Annotated in this window: 14 protein-coding genes; 7 read left to right on the forward strand and 7 right to left on the reverse strand. The window is 60.6% G+C overall.

Annotated features, from left to right (window positions below; genetic code table 11):
• Window positions 1-7 precede the first annotated feature (7 nt).
• The 6 genes from ACRCYW_RS20525 to ACRCYW_RS20550 form a co-directional block, all read right to left on the reverse strand.
• On the reverse strand, window positions 8-643 hold the full coding sequence (locus ACRCYW_RS20525) for an energy transducer TonB (RefSeq protein ID WP_438551835.1): 636 nt from the start codon (window positions 641-643) through the stop codon (window positions 8-10).
• A gap of 16 nt (window positions 644-659) precedes the next feature.
• Window positions 660-1,067, reverse strand: coding sequence for an ExbD/TolR family protein (locus ACRCYW_RS20530; RefSeq protein WP_005327075.1), 408 nt, complete (start codon window positions 1,065-1,067; stop codon window positions 660-662).
• Window positions 1,068-1,128: 61 nt separating this feature from the next.
• On the reverse strand, window positions 1,129-1,656 hold the full coding sequence (locus tag ACRCYW_RS20535) for a MotA/TolQ/ExbB proton channel family protein (RefSeq protein ID WP_286040793.1): 528 nt from the start codon (window positions 1,654-1,656) through the stop codon (window positions 1,129-1,131).
• A 9-nt stretch (window positions 1,657-1,665) separates the two neighbouring features.
• Window positions 1,666-3,039, reverse strand: coding sequence for a MotA/TolQ/ExbB proton channel family protein (locus tag ACRCYW_RS20540; protein ID WP_438551836.1), 1,374 nt, complete (start codon window positions 3,037-3,039; stop codon window positions 1,666-1,668).
• Complete coding sequence (locus ACRCYW_RS20545; RefSeq protein ID WP_438551837.1) at window positions 3,036-3,800, reverse strand: DUF3450 domain-containing protein; 765 nt, start codon at window positions 3,798-3,800, stop codon at window positions 3,036-3,038. Before ACRCYW_RS20545 ends, ACRCYW_RS20540 begins: the two co-directional genes overlap by 4 nt.
• A gap of 103 nt (window positions 3,801-3,903) precedes the next feature.
• Entirely contained in the window at window positions 3,904-6,510 is a 2,607-nt protein-coding gene (locus ACRCYW_RS20550) for a TonB-dependent receptor plug domain-containing protein (RefSeq protein WP_438551838.1), read from the reverse strand.
• A gap of 737 nt (window positions 6,511-7,247) precedes the next feature.
• Here ACRCYW_RS20550 and ACRCYW_RS20555 point away from each other — a divergent pair.
• From ACRCYW_RS20555 to ACRCYW_RS20575, 5 genes are all read left to right on the forward strand, one after another.
• Window positions 7,248-8,273: an ABC transporter permease subunit gene (locus ACRCYW_RS20555; RefSeq protein ID WP_438551839.1), complete on the forward strand. Its 1,026-nt coding sequence runs from the start codon at window positions 7,248-7,250 to the stop codon at window positions 8,271-8,273.
• Between the two features lie 14 nt (window positions 8,274-8,287).
• The gene (locus ACRCYW_RS20560) at window positions 8,288-9,331 is read left to right on the forward strand and encodes an ABC transporter permease (protein WP_438552052.1); all 1,044 of its coding nucleotides are present in this window, start codon (window positions 8,288-8,290) and stop codon (window positions 9,329-9,331) included.
• A 91-nt stretch (window positions 9,332-9,422) separates the two neighbouring features.
• Window positions 9,423-11,240, forward strand: coding sequence for an extracellular solute-binding protein (locus ACRCYW_RS20565; RefSeq protein ID WP_438551840.1), 1,818 nt, complete (start codon window positions 9,423-9,425; stop codon window positions 11,238-11,240).
• 25 nt (window positions 11,241-11,265) lie between these two features.
• The gene (locus ACRCYW_RS20570; protein ID WP_438551841.1) at window positions 11,266-12,261 is read left to right on the forward strand and encodes an ABC transporter ATP-binding protein; all 996 of its coding nucleotides are present in this window, start codon (window positions 11,266-11,268) and stop codon (window positions 12,259-12,261) included.
• 100 nt (window positions 12,262-12,361) lie between these two features.
• Window positions 12,362-13,363 carry an ABC transporter ATP-binding protein gene (locus tag ACRCYW_RS20575; RefSeq protein ID WP_438551842.1) on the forward strand — a complete coding sequence of 334 codons (1,002 nt, stop codon included), beginning with the start codon at window positions 12,362-12,364 and terminating at the stop codon, window positions 13,361-13,363.
• 634 nt (window positions 13,364-13,997) lie between these two features.
• Here ACRCYW_RS20575 and ACRCYW_RS20580 read toward each other — a convergent pair.
• Window positions 13,998-15,449, reverse strand: coding sequence for an aminoacyl-histidine dipeptidase (locus ACRCYW_RS20580; RefSeq protein ID WP_438551843.1), 1,452 nt, complete (start codon window positions 15,447-15,449; stop codon window positions 13,998-14,000).
• Between the two features lie 930 nt (window positions 15,450-16,379).
• Between ACRCYW_RS20580 and gpt the strand changes: the two genes are divergently transcribed.
• A complete protein-coding gene (gpt, locus tag ACRCYW_RS20585; RefSeq protein ID WP_349919318.1) occupies window positions 16,380-16,847 on the forward strand; it encodes a xanthine phosphoribosyltransferase in 468 nt (155 codons plus the stop codon).
• A gap of 183 nt (window positions 16,848-17,030) precedes the next feature.
• A complete protein-coding gene (frsA, locus tag ACRCYW_RS20590) occupies window positions 17,031-18,299 on the forward strand; it encodes an esterase FrsA (protein WP_438551844.1) in 1,269 nt (422 codons plus the stop codon).
• Window positions 18,300-18,319 lie beyond the last annotated feature (20 nt).

The following is an 18,319-nucleotide window of genomic DNA, read 5'->3' on the forward strand; positions in this document are numbered from 1 at the left end:
ACCTTCCTTAGTTGACCGCGAACTCGATCTCTTGCTGCATACGGGAAGCCTGCGGCTTGCCATCGACCATGGCCGGCTTGAACGTCCATTTGGCGATGGTCTTGCGGGCCTCCTTGCCGAGGTCGTAGCTGCGTGGCTCTTCCTTGACGATCCGCACGTTGCTGACGGTGCCGCGCTCGGTGACGGTGAACTCCACCAGCACCTTGCCGCTCGCCAGCCCCGCCAGGGCCGCCTTGCGGGGCATCATGGGCTCGAAGGTCGCCATGGGAATGGCACCGTTGTTGCCACCCATGCCGCCGCCGCCACCACCGGTGCTGTAGGCGCCGAGGGCATTGCCGCCGCCGATGTTGACCGGGATGTCGAGCTTGGGCATGTCCATGGACGAGCTCTCCATCTGCGGTCTGTCCGTGCTGGCCACTTCCATCTCCGGAGGGGGAGGGGGCCGGTTCGGGGGCGGGGGCTTGGGCAGTTCCCGTTGTTTCTCTTGCAGGGTCTCCTGGGGCTTGAGGCGAATGAAGTCCGTCATGGTGACGTCTTCCCTCTCCGTCAGCTCCCGGTGATCCGGCGTGATGAGCTTGTTCATTCCCAGGAACAGGAAGAACACCACCACACAGGAGACCGTAATCGCTATCAGGTATCTCATGGTGCTCGCTCCGGCATCAGCTGCTCTTGCTCGCCGCGATGGAGATGTTCTGGACACCGGCCATGCGGATCTGATCCATGACCTGGACCACCAGACCGGAACGGGATTCGGTATCGGCCTGGATCACCACGGCACTCTCCGGGTTCTCGGCGCGCAGACGCTCGATGTTGGCGCGCACGGCCCCCACCTCGACGACCCGCTTGTCGACCCAGACCTGGCCATTCTCGCGAACCGCGACCATGATGTTCCCCTTCTTCACCGTCTCCGCCGTGCTGGCGCTCGGACGGTTGATCTCCACCCCGGACTCCTTAACGAACGAGGTGGTGACGATGAAGAAGATCAGCATGATGAACACTATGTCCAGCATGGGGGTCAAATCGATGGCCGCCTCATCAGCACCGCTGTCGCTGTGACGTTTTCTCATGGCAAAAACTCCTTGCTTAACTGTGGCCAGACGGCGTGCCGTCTGGCGCATGCATCCTGCATTAACCGTGTTTCAGGTTGTCTTCCAGCTTCTCGACCGCCAGCTTGGCTTTGTGGTCGAGCTGGTTGACAAAAAACAGGCCGGAAAGGGCGGCAATCATGCCCGCCATGGTCGGTACCGTCGCCTTGGAGATGCCCGAGGCCATCGCCCTGGGAGAGCCGGTGCCCGTGATGGCCAGGGTGTCGAACACCTGCACCATACCCACCACGGTACCGAGCAGCCCCATCAGCGGACAGAGGGCGATCAGCACCTTGATAACCGGCATGCCCTTGTCCACCGCCATGGCGACCCGGGAGACCAGCTCACGCCGGATCTGCTTGGCCGACCAGGAGAGATGGTCGCTGCGGGCCAGCCAGGCGGCCTTGGTCTGTTTCACCTGCTTGGGGTAGACGGTCATGAAGTAGAACCAGCGTTCCAGCAGCAGGGCCCACATCATCAGGGTCAGGAAGAACAGGGCGACCAGTACGTCGCCCCCCAATCCCAGAAACCGGCGGACCGACTCGACTTCTTCAATCAACCAGAACCACATGGTGACTCCTTAGGCTGCGGCTTTGGCGGCGTGCAGATTTTCCTGATAGCGGGCGACGAAGCCGGCACTCTGCTCTTCCAGGATCTGGATGAGACGACGGCTCTGGGTCTGCACTATGGTGTAGAGGAACAGCATGGGCACCGCGACGACTAGGCCTTGCATGGTGGTGACCAGGGCCTCGGAGATGCCGCCCGCCATCAGCTTGGGATCGCCGGTACCAAACAAGGTGATCGCCTGGAAGGTGGCAATCATACCGACCACTGTACCCAGCAGACCCAGCAGCGGGGCTACGGAGGCGATCAGCTTGATGATGCTGATCCCCTTCTCGAACTTGGGCACGTTGCGCAGGATGATCTCGTCGAGCTTGGACTCCAGATCCTCAATGTTGTCGCCACGATGGTTCTGATAGGCCTCCAGCATCTCCCCGATGGGGTTGCCCTTGACGATCTGATCGGATTTCAGCTGCTTGCGCATGGATCCGCCGATGAGGGAGAGGCGGGCACCGCAGAACAGGGCCAGCAGGGTGCCGAGCACGCCGAGCACCATGATGACGTAACCCACTTCCCCCCCCTGATCGACCCGCTCCTTGAAGGTGGGGGACTGGACCAGCAGGGAGAGGATCACGCCGCGGGACGGGTCGACGAAGATGGGCTCGACGGCGCCGCCGCCCTGCTCAAACTTGGCCACCGGCTCCAGCACGCTGTTGTCGGGTTGGCGCGGCAGCTGTTCGAACTTGCCGGTCTCCGGCACGAAGGTCAGGTACTTGCCCTCGGAGACGGTGTTGAACTCCCCGATCTGGGTGACCGTCTTCTCGGCCTGGTTGCCCTCGCCGTAGACCACGGTCGCCGGGATCTGGCTCACCTTGCCGCCATCGACCATGCGGCCGAGGGTGACTGTCCAGAAGGCGGTCAGGTCGTCGCTGGAGGGCAGCTCCTTGCTCTCGGCCAGACGGGTCAGCAGCGCCGCCTGCTCCGGGTGTTCGACCCGGTGGGCGGAGGCGTTGAAGATCCCCTTGAACTCACCGGCGAACTGGCGCAGCACGCCGAACATCTCCCCCATGTTGCCGGAGCGCTGGCGCAGGGTCTCGGTCAGCTCGGTGAGCTGCTTGTCGTTGGCGTCGAAGGTCGCCTTGAGCTGCTCGCCCTTGGCGGTCTCGGCGGCGAGCTCGGCCTTGGCCTTGGCCAGCAGGGCCCCTTGCTCGTTCTTGTCCGCGAGGAAGCGGGCCTCCCGCTCCTTGTTGAGCTGGGATTCGCTGGTGCTGGCGGCCTTGACCTGGTTCAGCAGGGCATTGAGATCCACCGGTTTCTCGGCGGCGGTCACCGGCAGGGTGATCAGGGTGGCTCCCGCGATCAGGGAGGCAATGGCGAGTTTGATTCCTTTCATGATGCTTTCTCCGCAGTTTGAACCGGCAGCTTGATGAGGGCGGGTGGCGCCTGCTTCTTGGCGATGCGAAGGCCCTGTTCCACTGCACTGCGATACTCCTGGGGCAACTCTTCCCACTGACGGGTCTTCTTGTTCCACATGCCGGTCTCGTTACCATCCGGGGATTGGTAGAGCAGGGCGATGCGCCCGACCCGCAGAAACTCGTAGGTCTTCTCGCCGCCATCTTTGTCCAGGCTCGCCTTGTAGGACTCGATGGTGCGGCTGAAGCCCTCCTCGATCTGGTAGGCCTCGAGGATCTTGCGGTACTTCTCGGAGATGGTGACGTCGGCCCGGTTCATGAGATCGGTCAGGGCGGCCACGCGGTCCTCGCGCTCCACCTTCTGGAACGGCAGATCCAGGGCGACGAACTGATCGAGGGAGTCGATCATCTTGAGCATCAGGGGCACCACTTCGGTGCTGGTCTGATCGATCTGGGCGATCTGGCGCTGCATGGAGGCCAGTTCGCTACTCTGGGACTCGACCATCTTGCCCACCTGCTCGTTGTAGGTGCGCAGGCTGTCGACCTGACGCAGGGCGGCCTTGTACTGGGCGAGGGAGGTCTCGGCAGACTCGGCATAGTTGTCGATCTTCTGCTGGGAGACTTTGGATGCATTGTCGGTGGCGGCTTGAGCGTCCACTGCCTGGCTGGCAGTGGCGGCACTCAGATTGAAGCTGGTCAGCAAGGCGGCCGAAATCAGGCTGCCGAGGAGCGCTTTCTTCATTGTAATAGTCCTTTTTTTCATAGGATTACCCTATCTCCATTACTTCCTTGGAATGTTGGGCAAAGCCGACCCGAATGGGCCGGCTTGTCTCTTGCTTGGTGGGTTAGAACTTCTGGGCGTAGTCGATGTAGTAGATGCGACCGTCGATGCTGTAGAGCTCGTCGTCATAGGTGAAGCCATCGCTCTCGAGGGACGGGCCCACGTTGAACATGTTCTTCACCCCGACCTGGATCTTGCCGTTCCAGGGCGCTTCCACACCGACGTTCAGGTTCCAGGTGGTCTGGGACGCGATGTGACCGACTTCCTCACCGGTATCGGCGATGTAGTCCTGACTCTGGGAGTCGATGTAGTTCGCGCTCAGGTAGGTGTCCATGTTCCACCATTGGGGAACGTTGACGCCCACGCCGGAGCTGAAGCGGAACTGGGGCAGACCGTTCTGGCCGATCTTGTCGATGACGGGGCCGCCGGCGTACAGACCTTCCTTGTAATCCAGGATGTAGGTGCCGCCGAGGTCATAACGGATGGTGGCGTAGTTCAGGTCGTACTTGTAATCCACCTTGAGATCGAGGCCCGAGGTCTCCAGGGTACCCAGGTTGACCATGGAGGCGATGGCACCGTTGATCTTGCCCTGGCTGTTACGGGTGATGTTGCTGGAGCCACCGTTGTTCAGCTCGTCATAGATGACGGACTGCAGGGAGTTCAGCTGGATCACGTCGTCGATGCTGATGGTGTAGTAGTCCAGGGAGAGGTTCAGATCGTCGATCGGGCTGTAAGCCACCCCGAAGTTCCAGGTATCCGCGGTCTCTTCCTTCAACTGCTCGTTGGAGGTTCGGGTGGTGTCGTACTGGCGGTTCGGGCAGTCTGCCGCCGAGATGCCGTTGGCCTCGCAGTAGACATAGTCCTTGGCCCAGTCGGCGGAGAAGGAGTCAGCCGCATAGAGGTCGCTCAGGCTGGGGGCGCGGAACGAACGGGACCAGGAGGTGCGCAGCATCAGGTTGTCCAGCGGCTGGTAGCGCAGGCTCGCCTTGGGGGAGAAGGCGCTGCCAAAGTCGCTGTAGTCATCGAAGCGCCCGGCCAGGTTCAGCTCGATCTGCTCTGTGATGGGCACCAGGGATTCGATGTAGGCGGCGGTCACGTCGCGCACCCCGCCGGAGGAGTTGCCGGCGGAGCCGATGATGTTCCCGGCTTCTGACTGGGCATCGTACTTGTCGGAGTAGACCCAGTCGTTGTACTCGGCGCCGGCGTACCAGCTGACCGGACCGGCGGGCAGTTCACCCATGTCCCACTGCACCCCGGCGTACCACTGGTAGAAGTCCATGGTGGAGCGGCGGCTGGTGTCGGCGGTCATGGAGGCAGTGGTCTTGGGATCAAACTCGCCACCGACGAACTTGCCGTCGGCCACCGCCTGTTGGGCGGCAGACTTCAGCACATAACCGGTGCCGTTCTCCTTGTTGTCGGTCTTGGAGTACATGTAGCCGGCGTTCCACTGCATGTCGCCGACGGATTCCGTGGTGATGGTGCCCTCGAAGCCGAGGTTCAGGCTACCGGTCAGGTCGGTGACCAGGTTGTCACGGGTGCCGACGTTGCTGAAGCGGTAGTAGGCGTAGGCGGCTTCACCCAGGCCCTGAGTCGCGGCGGCGTCCAGGCCGTTGTCGGTGAAGAACTGGGCATTCTTCGGGTTGGCCGGATCTATGGTGAAGGCACCGGCGGCGGGGGCGAAGCGACCGAAACTCTCGACCCGGGAGCCGATGATCTGGGGCACGAAGTCCACGGTGTCGTTGATGTGATAGCGGCCGTTCACATACAGGGTGTCACGGCTGCGGGAGGCCGTGGTGGCGGCAATCTGGCCGTAGTTGTAGTTGCAGCCGCCCTCGAAGCCTACGAAGGGCTCCTTGCAGCTGCCATCGGCATTGGTGGCGCCGGCCAGGGGGCCGTATTTCCAGACGGGATCGCCGTTCGCATCCAGGCCGGTGATCCCTTCCACGTTGCGGCCGTAGGGGCTGGGGGAGTCATTGCCCTGCTTGGCGAGATAATCCCGGTCGCGGGCGTAGATGACGTCTTTCTTGTCATGCTCGTAGACTGCCATCAGGGAGCCTTTCTCGCCATTGATGCCGGCGACGACGGAACCGCTCGCCTCGTCACCACCGTCTTCGGTGGGGGAGCCGAGGCGACCCTGGAAGGTCAGGCCGTCATAGCCTTCTTTCAACACCACGTTGATGACACCACCGATGGCGTCGGAGCCGTAGATGGCCGAACCGCCGTCCAGGTTGACTTCGACCCGCTCGACGGCGGCCATGGGGATGGTGTTCAGGTTGATGGAGGTGCCGCCCATGGTGGGGGAGCCGGCGACCCGCTTGCCGTTCAGCAGTACCAGGGTGCGCTCAGACCCCAGACCGCGCAGGCCGACGGTGGACTGGGACTGGAAGGAGCTGCCGGAGGCGGGGGAGACACCCCCGAAGGAGTTGTAAGAGGCTTGCTTGAGGTAATCCGCGACGGTTTGCTGGCCGGACTCTTCGATCCTGGCCTTGCTGACGGAGACGACAGGGGTGGAACCTTCCACGTCGACCCGGGAGATCCGGGAGCCAGTGACCTTGATTTTTTGCAGTTTTTCTACGTTCTGGCCCTCTTCGGCCAGGACAGGGGTGGCCACAACTGCCGCGCTCGCCAAGGCAAACGCTACGGCAGCAGAGAGTCTGCTTTTCCTAAGCATCGCTAGTATCCTTCCTGATTGTTTTTTGTTTGCTTCCTGTACCGCCCTCGTTGGAGCGGTGCGTAAGGCTTATCAAGGTTTGAGGTTTGACGTCAAATGAGGCAGGGCCGATGGGGAGGCGTGCGGTAATAAGCTGACTATGTTTTATATGTGGATATTTTTTAGGATTTTATACTGTTCAGATAGCATTCAGCGATGTGAAAGCGATGTTAAATGAAGTGGTTTCGATTTTATTGATTATTTTTGAACTTATCGATAATGCATATGTCTTGATGAGAGATATATCGCAAGAGTCTACTTTGGTAGCATTTAAATCTGTCGTCGTTCATGTCCTCGCTCGTACCCCGGTTCCGTTCACTGGAAATTCCCTCTTCTCTTATAGGTAAAAGCGAAGTTGAAGTTATTTGATTGTATGTTGTTGTTATTTATGTATTTTGTTGTTTATTTCAAGGTTTGTTTAATTAAATTTTATTAATTAAAAACAATTTAAACCCGATGGCGTAGCAGTTTTTTATCTTGAAGTTGGGTTTTCTGGAAAAAAATCTCAGTTTTTTATACTGCCCCTGTCTGCAGGTATTCATGGGCCTCGTTTTACTTGATTTTTGTTGCAGAGCTTTTACAGTGACCGGGCGGGATTGACTGCCAATAACAGTCAATGCAGTGAGTAATGCCAGGAAGGACAGGCCGTTCATTGGAATGAAACGGCCATACAAGAACAACAAGGACGAGGTTCCACCATGCTGTCGTATTTCTTACGTCGGATGCTTTTGATCATCCCGACGTTTCTCGGGATCACCCTGCTCGTCTTCACCATCACCCGCTTCGTGCCGGGCGGCCCGGTCGAACGCATGCTGATGCAGGCGCAGGTATCGCAGAACGAAAACGGGCGCTCCAGTGGCAGCAAGGGGGCTCAGGCCCTCTCCGACGAGCAGATCGAGGAGCTCAAGGCCTTCTACGGCCTGGACAAGCCCATGCTGGTCGCCTATTGGGAGTGGCTGCAAAAACTCGCCGTGCTGGATCTGGGGGAGTCGACCCGTTACTACGAGCCGGTGTGGGATCTCATCAAGGAGCGATTGCCGGTCACCGCCTTCTTCGGGCTGGCCACCTTCCTGCTGAGCTATGCCGTTTCCATCCCGCTCGGGGTGGCCAAGGCGCTCAAACATAACAGCCGCTTCGACTCCTTGAGCTCCATGCTCATCTACATGGCCTATGCGCTGCCCGCCTACGTGGTGGGGATCTTCCTCATCACCGTCTTCGCCTTCCACCTGGAGTGGCTGCCCATGGGGGGCTTCCCGGGGGACGACTTCGAGTACATGGAGAGCAGCTGGGATCAGATCCGCACCGTCTTCGCCCACGCCCTGCTGCCGCTCATCGCCTACGCCATCGGCGATTTCGCCATCCTCACCATGACCATGAAGAACAGCCTGATGGAGAACCTGTCGGCGGATTACGTACGCACCGCCGTGGCCAAGGGGCTGCCGTTTCGCAAGGCGGTCACCGGCCACGCCATGCGCAATAGCCTGATCCCCATCGCCAGCCACCTGGGGTCTGTGCTCACCGTCTTCTTCGGGGGCTCCTTCCTCATCGAGACCATCTTCAACATCGACGGCATCGGCCTGCTCGGTTACGAGGCCATCGTCGAGCGGGACTACCCCACCGTCATGGGGATCCTGGCCATCACCTCCATGCTGATGCTGGTGGGCAATATCGTCTCCGACATCTGCGTAGCCCTCGTCGATCCCCGCGTGCGGTTTGGAGACTGACCATGAACCTGAACCTGAACCTGAATCCGGTCACGCTGAAAAAACTCAAGCGTTTCAAATCTATCAAGCGGGGTTACTACTCCTTCGTCATCTTCTCGGCCCTGGTGATCGTCTCCCTGCTGGCGGAGCTCCTGGTCAACAGCCGGGCCCTGATGGTAAGCCATCAGGGGGAGTTCTACTTCCCGACCTACGGGGATGTGATCCCGGGCCAGCAGTTCGGGCTGGATTATGAGTACGAGACCAACTACCGGCAGCTACAAGCCAAATTCGAGAAGGAGGGGAAGGGGGACTGGGTGCTGCTGCCTTTGGTGCCCTGGAACCCCTATGAGCAGGACTTCAAGCAGGATGCCTACCCGCCCTATGCCCCGAGCCTGGCGGAGCGCCACTTCCTCGGTACCGACACCAGCGGGCGCGACGTGCTGGCGCGCCTGGTGTACGGTTTTCGCATCGCCATCGGTTTCGCCTTCATCACCCTGGTGGCGAGCTATGTCATCGGGGTCAGCATAGGCTGCATGATGGGCTTTCTCGGCGGGCGCTTCGACCTGGTTTTGCAGCGCTTTATCGAGATCTGGTCCCAGGTGCCCTTCCTCTACGTCATCATGATCCTGGTGTCGCTGGCCAAGCCGAACTTCGGGCTCTTCGTCGGCATCAACGTGCTGTTCGGCTGGATGGGGATCACCTGGTACATGCGCACTCTCACCTACAAGGAGCGGGCGCGGGACTATGTGATGGCGGCGCGGGCCCAGGGGGCGACCACGGGGCGCATCATCTTCCATCACATCTTGCCGAACACCCTGATGATGATCGTCACCCTGGCGCCCTTCGCCGTGGTGGGCAACATCTCCACCCTGACGGCCCTGGATTACCTGGGCTTCGGCCTGGCGCCGCCGACCCCGAGCTGGGGGGAACTGCTCTCCCAGGGCATCAACAACCTGGATGCCATCTGGATAGTGAGCTCGGTGGTGGCGGCGGTGAGCCTGGTGCTCATCATGGTCTCCTTCATCGGCGAGGCCATCCGGGAGGCGTTCGATCCGCGCAAGTTCACCCGCTACCAATGATGGAGTGAGATGCTGGCAGTACATGGAATGATGTGATTTAACCCTTAATCAAGAAGCCCCCATCGCAGGGGTCATGACCAGGAAGTCAAATATGAAGAATAAAATCAAATGGATAGGTGCTATTTTCCTGCTGGTGAACGGTTCCTGGGTCTGGGCCGCCAGCCTGCCCGCGGATCTCAAGTGGGAGACCAATGACACTGATCCTGTGTTTGCCTCCCCCAAGGCGCTGCCCGGCGGCTCCCTCACCATGTTCATCGACAGCTTCCCGCTGACATTTCGCACCGTGGGGCCCGATTCCAACGGCACGTTTCGCTCCTTCATCCAGGACAACCAGCTGCGCCTCATCAGCTTCCATCCCAACACCGGCAACCCCATTCCGTCGCTCGCGACCCACTGGGCCATAGCCCCGGACAACCAGACCGTCTACTTCAAGCTGGATCCCCGCGCCAAGTGGTCCGATGGCAAGCCGGTCACCGCCGATGACTATACCTTCGGCTACGAGATGATGCGCTCCAAGGAGATCCGCGCCCCCTGGTACAACAACTACTACACCACGGAAATCGTGGCGGTGGAGAAGATTGATGACCATACCATCGAGGTCAAGTCGGGCAACCGCAAGGCCAAGCTGGACCTGCTCAACACCACCGAACTCTGGCCCCAGCCCAAGCACTACTACAAGCTGACCCCGAACTGGGTGAAGCAGTACAACTGGTCCCTGGTGCCCACCACGGGCCCCTACGTCATGACCGACGTGAAGAAGGGCAAGTCCATCACCTTCAGCAAGCAGCCGAACTGGTGGGCCCAGAATGATCGCTACAACCAGCACAGATTCAACATCGACACCATCAAGGTGCAGGTGATCCGGGATCACAACATAGCGTTTCGCCACTTCCTGAAGGGAGAGGTCGATACCTTCGAGATGATCCTGCCGAACTGGTGGCATGAGAAGGCGGTGACCCCGGAATACAAGCAGGGCTACGTGCAGAAGGTGATGGCCATGACCGACACCAAGCAGGGGGGGCAGGGGCTGCACCTCAACATCGCCAATCCCAAGCTGGCGGATCTCAACGTGCGCCTCGGCATCCAGCACGCCATGAACCTCGACAAGATGATCGCCACCGTGTTGCGCGGCGACTATGACCGCGCCACCACCTTCGGCTCGGGGTTCGGTGAGTTCACCGACATGCAGCTGGCGGAGCGGGCCTATGACGTGGCCAAGGCGCGGGAGTACTTCGCCAAGGGGGGCTACGCCAAGCCGGGGCCGGACGGCATCCTGCAGAACGACAAGGGGGAGCGACTCAGTCTGGCGGTGACTTACACCACTCAGGAGCACACCAAGCGGCTGACCGTGCTCAAGGAGGAGGCCAAGAAGGCGGGCCTGGATCTGGAGCTGAACCTGGTGGATGGCGCCACCGGCTTCAAGGTGATGCTGGAGAAGAAGCACGAGGCGGCCTGGATGGGCTGGGCCGGCGGTGGTCTCTATCCCCAGTATTGGGAGTCGTTCCACTCCGAGAACGCCAACAAGCCCCAGACCAACAACCTGTTCAACGTGGCGGACAAGGATCTCGACACCCTGATCGATGCCTACGACGTGGAGTTCGACATGGCCAAGCGGGCCGAGCTCTCCCGCCAGATCCAGCAACGTATCTACGATCTCGCCATCTTCGTGCCCGGCGTGCAGCTCAACTACGTGCGGGCCAGCAGCTGGCGCTACGTGATGCTGCCCGAGGTGCCTGCCACCAAGAACACCCCGGATCTGCTCTACTGGCCCATGGACGGCTACCCCCACAGCAGCGGCGGCCTGCTCTGGATCGACCCCAAGGTGAAGGACGAGACCGAGAAAGCCAAGGAAGCGGGCGAGACGCTGGCTCCCATCAACCTGCTCGACAAGACCTATGCACACCATTGAGGTCATGGATAAGGGAGGTGCGGCCATGGCCAAGGGCGAGGCCCCCATCCTCGAGGTACGCGACCTCGAGGTGGAGTTCGCCGTCGATGACGGCAAGATCAAGGTGCTGGACGGGGTGAGTTTTTCCGTGGCGCCGGGGCAGACCCTCGGCATCGTCGGCGAGTCCGGCTGCGGCAAGAGCGTCACATCCCTCGCCATCATGGGGCTCCTGCCCAAGCCCCACGGCCAGGTGGTGGCGGGCTCCATCCGCTTTCAGGGGGAAGAACTCTTGTCTCTCCCACCGGATCAGATGTATCGGGTGCGGGGCAACCGCATCTCCATGATCTTCCAGGAGCCGATGACGGCCCTGAACCCGGTGCAGACGGTCGGGGCCCAGCTGATGGAGGTGTTCAGCCTGCACAGGCCGGATTACGGCAAGAAGCAGCGCCAAGAGGCCGCCATCGCCATGCTGCACAAGGTGGGGATCCCGGAGCCGGAGCGCCGCTTCGGGGTCTATCCCCACAACCTCTCCGGCGGCATGCGTCAGCGGGTGATGATCGCCATGGCGCTCGCCTGCGAGCCCGATCTGCTCATCTGCGACGAGCCCACCACGGCGCTGGACGTGACAATCCAGGCCCAGATCCTGGATCTGATGAAGGAGCTGCAAGCCCAGACCGGCATGGCCATCATCTTCATCACCCACGATCTCGGGGTGGTGGCTGAGCTGTGCGACGAGGTGGTGGTGATGTACGCGGGCCGGGCGGTGGAGCGGGCCGACATCTATGAGCTGTTTGACCGGCCGCGCCACCCCTATACTCATGGTCTGATGGCCTCGATCCCGCGCCTCGAAGACGTGCCCAAGAGCCTGCTCAAGACCATCAAGGGTCAGGTGCCCGCCCTGCACGAGATGCCGGCGGGCTGCCGCTTCTCCAACCGCTGTCCCCACGCCACCGAGATCTGCGTGGGGACCAACCCGGTGACGGAGTCCCTGGGGGATCGCCACCAGGTAGCCTGCCACCACTGGAAGGAGTTGAGCATATGAGCATCTTGTTGCCGGTGGCCGGTTTTAAGCGGTATTCCTGCGTGATGAGGGAGGCTGAACTGATGTCGCCTCAGCACCCGGATAGCAAGGAGTGGGGGCTATGAGTGTTTTGCTGTCGGTAAGGGACTTGAAGCAGCACTTCAAGATGGGTGGGGGATTTTTGCGCAAGTATTACACCGTCTATGCGGTGGATGGCATCAGCTTCGAGCTGAAGCAGGGTGAGACGCTGGGGCTGGTGGGGGAGTCAGGCTGTGGCAAGTCCACCCTGGGACGCTCATTGCTCAAGTTGTTCGAGCCCACCTCGGGGCAGATAAGCTTTGAGGGGCGGGACATCACCCAGCTCTCGCCCAAGGAGATGCGCTCCCTGCGCCAGGAGATGCAGATCGTGTTTCAGGATCCCGCGGAGTCGCTCAACAGCCGCCACACAGTGGGCCAGATCCTGGAGGAGCCCTTCGTCATCCACGGCAAGGGCACGGCCGCCCAGCGACGGGAGTGGGTCTGCGAGTTGCTGGACAAGGTGGGCTTGCCCCGCAGCGCGGCGGATCGCTATCCCCACGAGTTCTCCGGTGGCCAGCGTCAGCGCATCGGCATCGCCAGGGCCATCGCCCTCAAACCCAAGCTGCTGGTGTGCGACGAGGCGGTGTCGGCGCTCGACGTCTCGGTGCAATCCCAGATAGTGAACCTGCTGCTCACCCTGCAACAGGAGATGAACCTCGCCATCATCTTCATCGCCCACGACCTGTCGGTGGTGAAGCACATCTCGGATCGGATCGCCGTCATGTACTTGGGGCGGATCGTCGAGCTGGCGGATGCTCAGCAGCTTTACCTGAGCCCGCGCCACCCCTATACCCAGGCGCTCATCTCGGCCATTCCGGTGCCGGATCCCCGCCGCCGCAACCAGCGCATCCTGCTGACCGGCGACGTGCCATCCCCCATCTCTCCCCCGAGCGGCTGCCACTTCCATCAGCGCTGCCCCTATGCCACGGATCTGTGCCGCGGTACCTCGCCGGCACTGAAGCTGTGCGACGGGCTGGCCCATCAGGTGGCCTGTCACTTCCCCTTGCCGGCGGCGGAGGCGGTCCCCCTGGGAAAGGCAATCTGATGCCGGCGGCCACGCCACGGCCACCGGCATCCGAGCCGGATGGCCAGCGGGAAGAGCAATAAAAAATGGGGCCTGTGGGCCCCATCTTCATGGTTGGAGTTCAGGTTTGGCCGTGGAACTTCTGGCCAGGGCAGGACAGCGTCCCCTGGGGGATGGCTGTTGTGTGAGTTGTCGTTTATTTTGTAATTTTACTACTTTTATCGTCCGGCCGGCCCACTCAGGCGCCATAGCGGAAGTAGTAGTTGCGGGTTGCCGGTGCATAAGTGACCTTCTCTTCCGCGCCTTTCTTGCTGGTTGCACCCTTCAGGTGGAACAGTACTGCCAGATTCTCAAACATGGTCTTACCTCATCGCTCTGTTAATCGTTGTTGTGTGTGACCTGGGTCACAGTTCGATGCTAGGGGCTTTTGTGATCCCGATCAACTTATTGTGTTGTAAATTTACATAAATCATGGAAAAGGTTTTCGGGTGAAGGTTTTCTTATGGATACGTTTTCAAGGGAGAGGGTGACAGAAAAGTGAGATAAACGGGCGGTCGCAACAGAAGATAGGGATGAACCTACGTGGATCTCGGGGCGCCGCCAATAAAATGCCCCGCACTGTGGCGGGGCATGGATGCTGGCGATAAGGCCGGGCTTATTTGGCGGGGATCTGTTCCAGCACGTGCACCAGCAGTTGCCAGAAGCGCTCGACCGCCGGGATATGCACCTTCTCGCCCGGCGCGTGGGCACCGCGGATGGTCGGGCCGAAGGAGACCATGTCCCAGTCCGGGTAGGCGCTCTTGAACAGACCGCACTCCAGACCCGCGTGGATCACCATGACGTTCGGCATCTCGCCGAACAGGGTCTGGTAGCTGTTGCGCACCAGAGCCATCACTGGGGAGTCGACGTTCGGAGCCCAGCCCGGGTAGGCGCCGGTGAATTCGCAGCTGGCACCGGCCAGGTTGAACAGGGAGCGGGTCATCTGCTCGACGCTCTCGCGACCGGAGTCGATCAGGGAGCGGATCAGGCACTGCACGTACACCTCGCCCTCGAGTGTCTTGATGACGCCGAGGTTGGTGGAGGTCTCGGTGACGCCCGGGATGGCATCGCTCATGCGGATGACGCCGTTCGGGCAGGCCATCAGGGAGTCCAGCAGGCGGGCCTGCAGGGCTTCGCTCATCAGCTTGGCCGGCTTGTCCTGGGCATTGAGCAGCACGGTCAGGTTGGCCTCGGTGGCGGCCAGCTCGCTCTGATAGATGCCGGCATAGCGATCCACCAGGGCCTTGAACTCGCTGACGTTGGCGGCGGGCACCAGCAGGGTGGCGCGTGCCTCGCGGGGGATGGCGTTGCGCAGGGTACCGCCGCTGATCTCGGCCAGGCGAACACCCAGCGGCTCGGCGGCCTTGAGCAGGCGCACCAGCAGCTTGTTGGCGTTGCCGCGACCCCGGTGGATGTCGACCCCGGAGTGGCCGCCACGCAGCCCCTTCACCTGCAGCTCGAACCCTTCCCCTTCACCGGCGGCAACCTGCTCAAGCGGGAAGCGGATATTGGCATCCACTCCGCCGGCACAGCCCATGTAGACCTCGCCATCTTCTTCGGAGTCGGTGTTGAGCAGGATCTCGCCCTCCAGCCAGCCCGCTTCCAGGCCGAAGGCGCCTGTCATGCCGGTCTCTTCGTCCGTGGTCAACAGCACTTCCAGCGGACCGTGCTTGATGGTCTTGTCCGCCAGCACGGCCAAGCAGCCGGCCATGCCCATGCCGTTGTCGGCCCCCAGGGTGGTGCCGCGAGCGGTGACCCATTCACCGTCGATGTAGGCATCGATGGGATCCTTGGTGAAGTCGTGCTGGGTGTCGGCGTTCGCCTGGGGCACCATGTCGATGTGGGCCTGCAGCACCACAGGGGTGCGGTTTTCCATCCCCGGCGTGGCCGGTTTCTTGATGATGATGTTGCCGACGGCGTCCTGCTTGACCGCCAGGCCTTCCCCCTGGGCCCACTGCACTATCCAGGCGCTCAGCTGGGCTTCGTGCTTGGACGGGTGGGGGATGGAGCAGATCTGCTCGAAGAATTGCCAAATCAGTTTGGGAGAGAGAGAACTCAGCTGTGCCACGTCGGGACTCCTTACCTGCACGGGATAATAGCGGGCCCCAGCGGTGGCTGGGGAAGTGGGTAACGATAATACAGTCAATCACACAAAAATGTGAGCGATCCGGCGCAAATAGCGCTCTGCTTGTGCTGATAAAGAGAGCACAAACGGCACACATGGCTGCCTTGATGCGACGAACCAGCATAAAGATATTGTGTGATGCGCATCACAAAAATATTGTTTTTTCGAAATCGGATGGTAAATTAACCGCCGTGGGTCACACCACTTGTCAGGATGACAATGAATGCCTCCAGGGAACCGAAGCAAAGCAAGTGCGCCTCCACGGAACCGAGTGTTCGTTCAAGGATCTGAGCCCGCATTAAGGTACGTAACTTGTTAAGCAATCAGGAGTTTTAATATGTCAGGCAGCAATTCAACCTATTGGTTTGCCCAGTCTCTGTATACCCAGGGCTTCAACTACCCGAACCCCTACGCCAGCCGTCGTTAAGGCGGGTCATCAGCCAGGCTGACGACCGAATCGACAAACAGCAGGTGCGCGAGGTTTTCATCCTCCCCCTGCTATTTTTTTATCCGAAATTTGATATGGAGAGTGGATCAGGCATAGGGATCCCGTGTCAGGACTCTGCCCATCATGGGGATCTGACCAATTTTTCCCGCTTTCGCATACGTTTGTCAGGCAATCCGGTGGCAAAGGATGCTATTATGCTGGCCCAACAGCCGGCCTGAGTTCTCGCCCTCGTGCGACCAGGTCGCCAGCTATGCCCATCCTGCTTCTCATTGCATCGTATTCGCTGCCGAGGGTCTTCTCCCGAGGCGGCCACAGTGCAAGCCAAATTTGGCGGCAGGTGGCCAGAATTGACAGAGGTCGGGCCGTTTTGGGTTCGGCGCTGGTTTTCAAGTGATTGTTTTATATAACTCTTCGAGATCGATATTATGCCGAAAAAGTTTTATGTGTCCTGGGACAACCTGCAACGTGAAGCCCGCCGTCTGGCCCGTCGTCAGTTGCCTGTCAGCCAATGGAAAGGGATCATCGCGGTCAGCCGCGGCGGCCTGGTACCGGCCGCGCTGATGGCCCGTGAACTTGGCATTCGCAATGTCGAAACCCTCTGCATCTCCAGCTATGACCATAACAGCCAGCGCGAGCTGGTGGTGGTGAAAGCCGCCACCACGGCCGGCGACGGCGAAGGCTGGCTGGTAGTGGACGATCTGGTGGACACCGGTGGCACCGCCAAGGCGATCCGCGAGCTCTACCCCAAGGCCAAGTTCATCACCATCTTCGCCAAGCCCATGGGCGAGCCCCTGGTGGACGATTTCGAAGTGGCCATCCCGCAGGATACATGGATTGAGCAGCCCTGGGACATGGCGCTGGAATTCGCCAACCCCATCTGCGACGAAGAGTAAACCCATCCCAGGCGCCAGTAGTGGCGCCATGCGGCAGGTCACGAGCCGATGATATCCTCATCGCTGCCATGCCAAAATGGTTTCAAAGGGCCCCACTTAGGGGCCCTGTTTTTTTATGCTATGGCTGCCCGGCGTGAAAAGTGGTTAAGATGGCCCATAGCCTGAGAAAGAAGAGCGACGATTTTGGAACCAAACAACGATACCAACCTGACGGAAAAGCTGTTCACCCGGATCAAAAAGGTATTGGAGACCTCCGAGATATCCAACTCCAGCCCGGTCGAGGAGCACGACAGCAACCTGGCGGAGAGCTTTATCGACGGCGCCTTGTCACCCCACTGGTATCGGCTGCTGCGCCGGCCGACCTGGGCCTGGCAGGGGGCGGATCCGGTGGAGGTGGAGCAGACCCTGGCCCATATCGCCATGGGGCAGGGGGAGCGCACGCACGAGCGCTTCCTGGATACCATCAAGGGCTATGTGCCCGGCAATTGGGTCTACGAGTGGAGCCAGCTGGGCGGCCGCTACTTCAACCGTGGACGTGAACTGGCGGCGGCGGGGGAGTCGGCCAGCGCCCTGAAGAGCCTGCTCAAGGCGGTGCGCTACTACTCCATCGCGAGCTATCCCCACCTCAAACACGACGAGCTGGCGGATCAGGCACAGTTGCTCGGCAACATGGCGTACCGGGAGGCGGGGCGGCTGTTCAAGGTCCCCCTCAAGGAGCTGCAGGTGCCGTTCCGGGGCAAGACCATTCAGGGTTACCTGCACCTGCCCACCACAGAGAAGCCTGTGCCCCTGGTCATCGTCAGCGGCGGCATCGATTCCCTGCAGGTGGACTTCCTCAACTTCTACTTCAAGTGCCTCGAACCCCACGGCATCGGCATGTTGTCGCTCGACATGCCGGGCACCGGCTACGCCGAACACTGGCCTCTGGTGCAGGACACCAGCCGGCTCCATCAGGCTGTGCTGCACCATCTCTCCGAGGTGGCCTGGGTCGATCACCAGCGGATCGCCATGGTGGGATTCCGGCTGGCGGGCAATGTGGCGGCGCGTCTCGCCTTCATCGAGCCGTTCAAGCTGCGGACCGTGGTCTGCATCGGCGCCGGGGTCAATCAGGTGTTCACCAATCAGGAGATGTTTGCCCGCTGCCCGCGCATGATGCGCGATGGCCTGGCGAACCGGCTGGGGGCCGATGCGGCCCAGTGGGATCTGCTGCGCACCAAGTGCCAGGTATTCTCCCTCAAGACGCAAGGTCTGCTGGGGAGTCGCACCTCTGTGCCGATATTGAGTATCGGGCACAAGCGAGATTTTATTTGTCCCGAGCAGGATGTCCGGGCATTGGCCTCCGCCAGCCGCAACGGCAAGGCGGTGGTGTTTGATAAACAGCCTCTGCTAGAGGTGTATGACGAGGCGCTGAAAGAGACGGTAGACTGGCTCAAGAAGCACCTATGCACATGATGTAAAACTAAAAGTGTCAC

The organism is Aeromonas sp. (assembly GCF_051657805.1).
Taxonomy (GTDB): Bacteria; Pseudomonadota; Gammaproteobacteria; order Enterobacterales; family Aeromonadaceae; genus Aeromonas.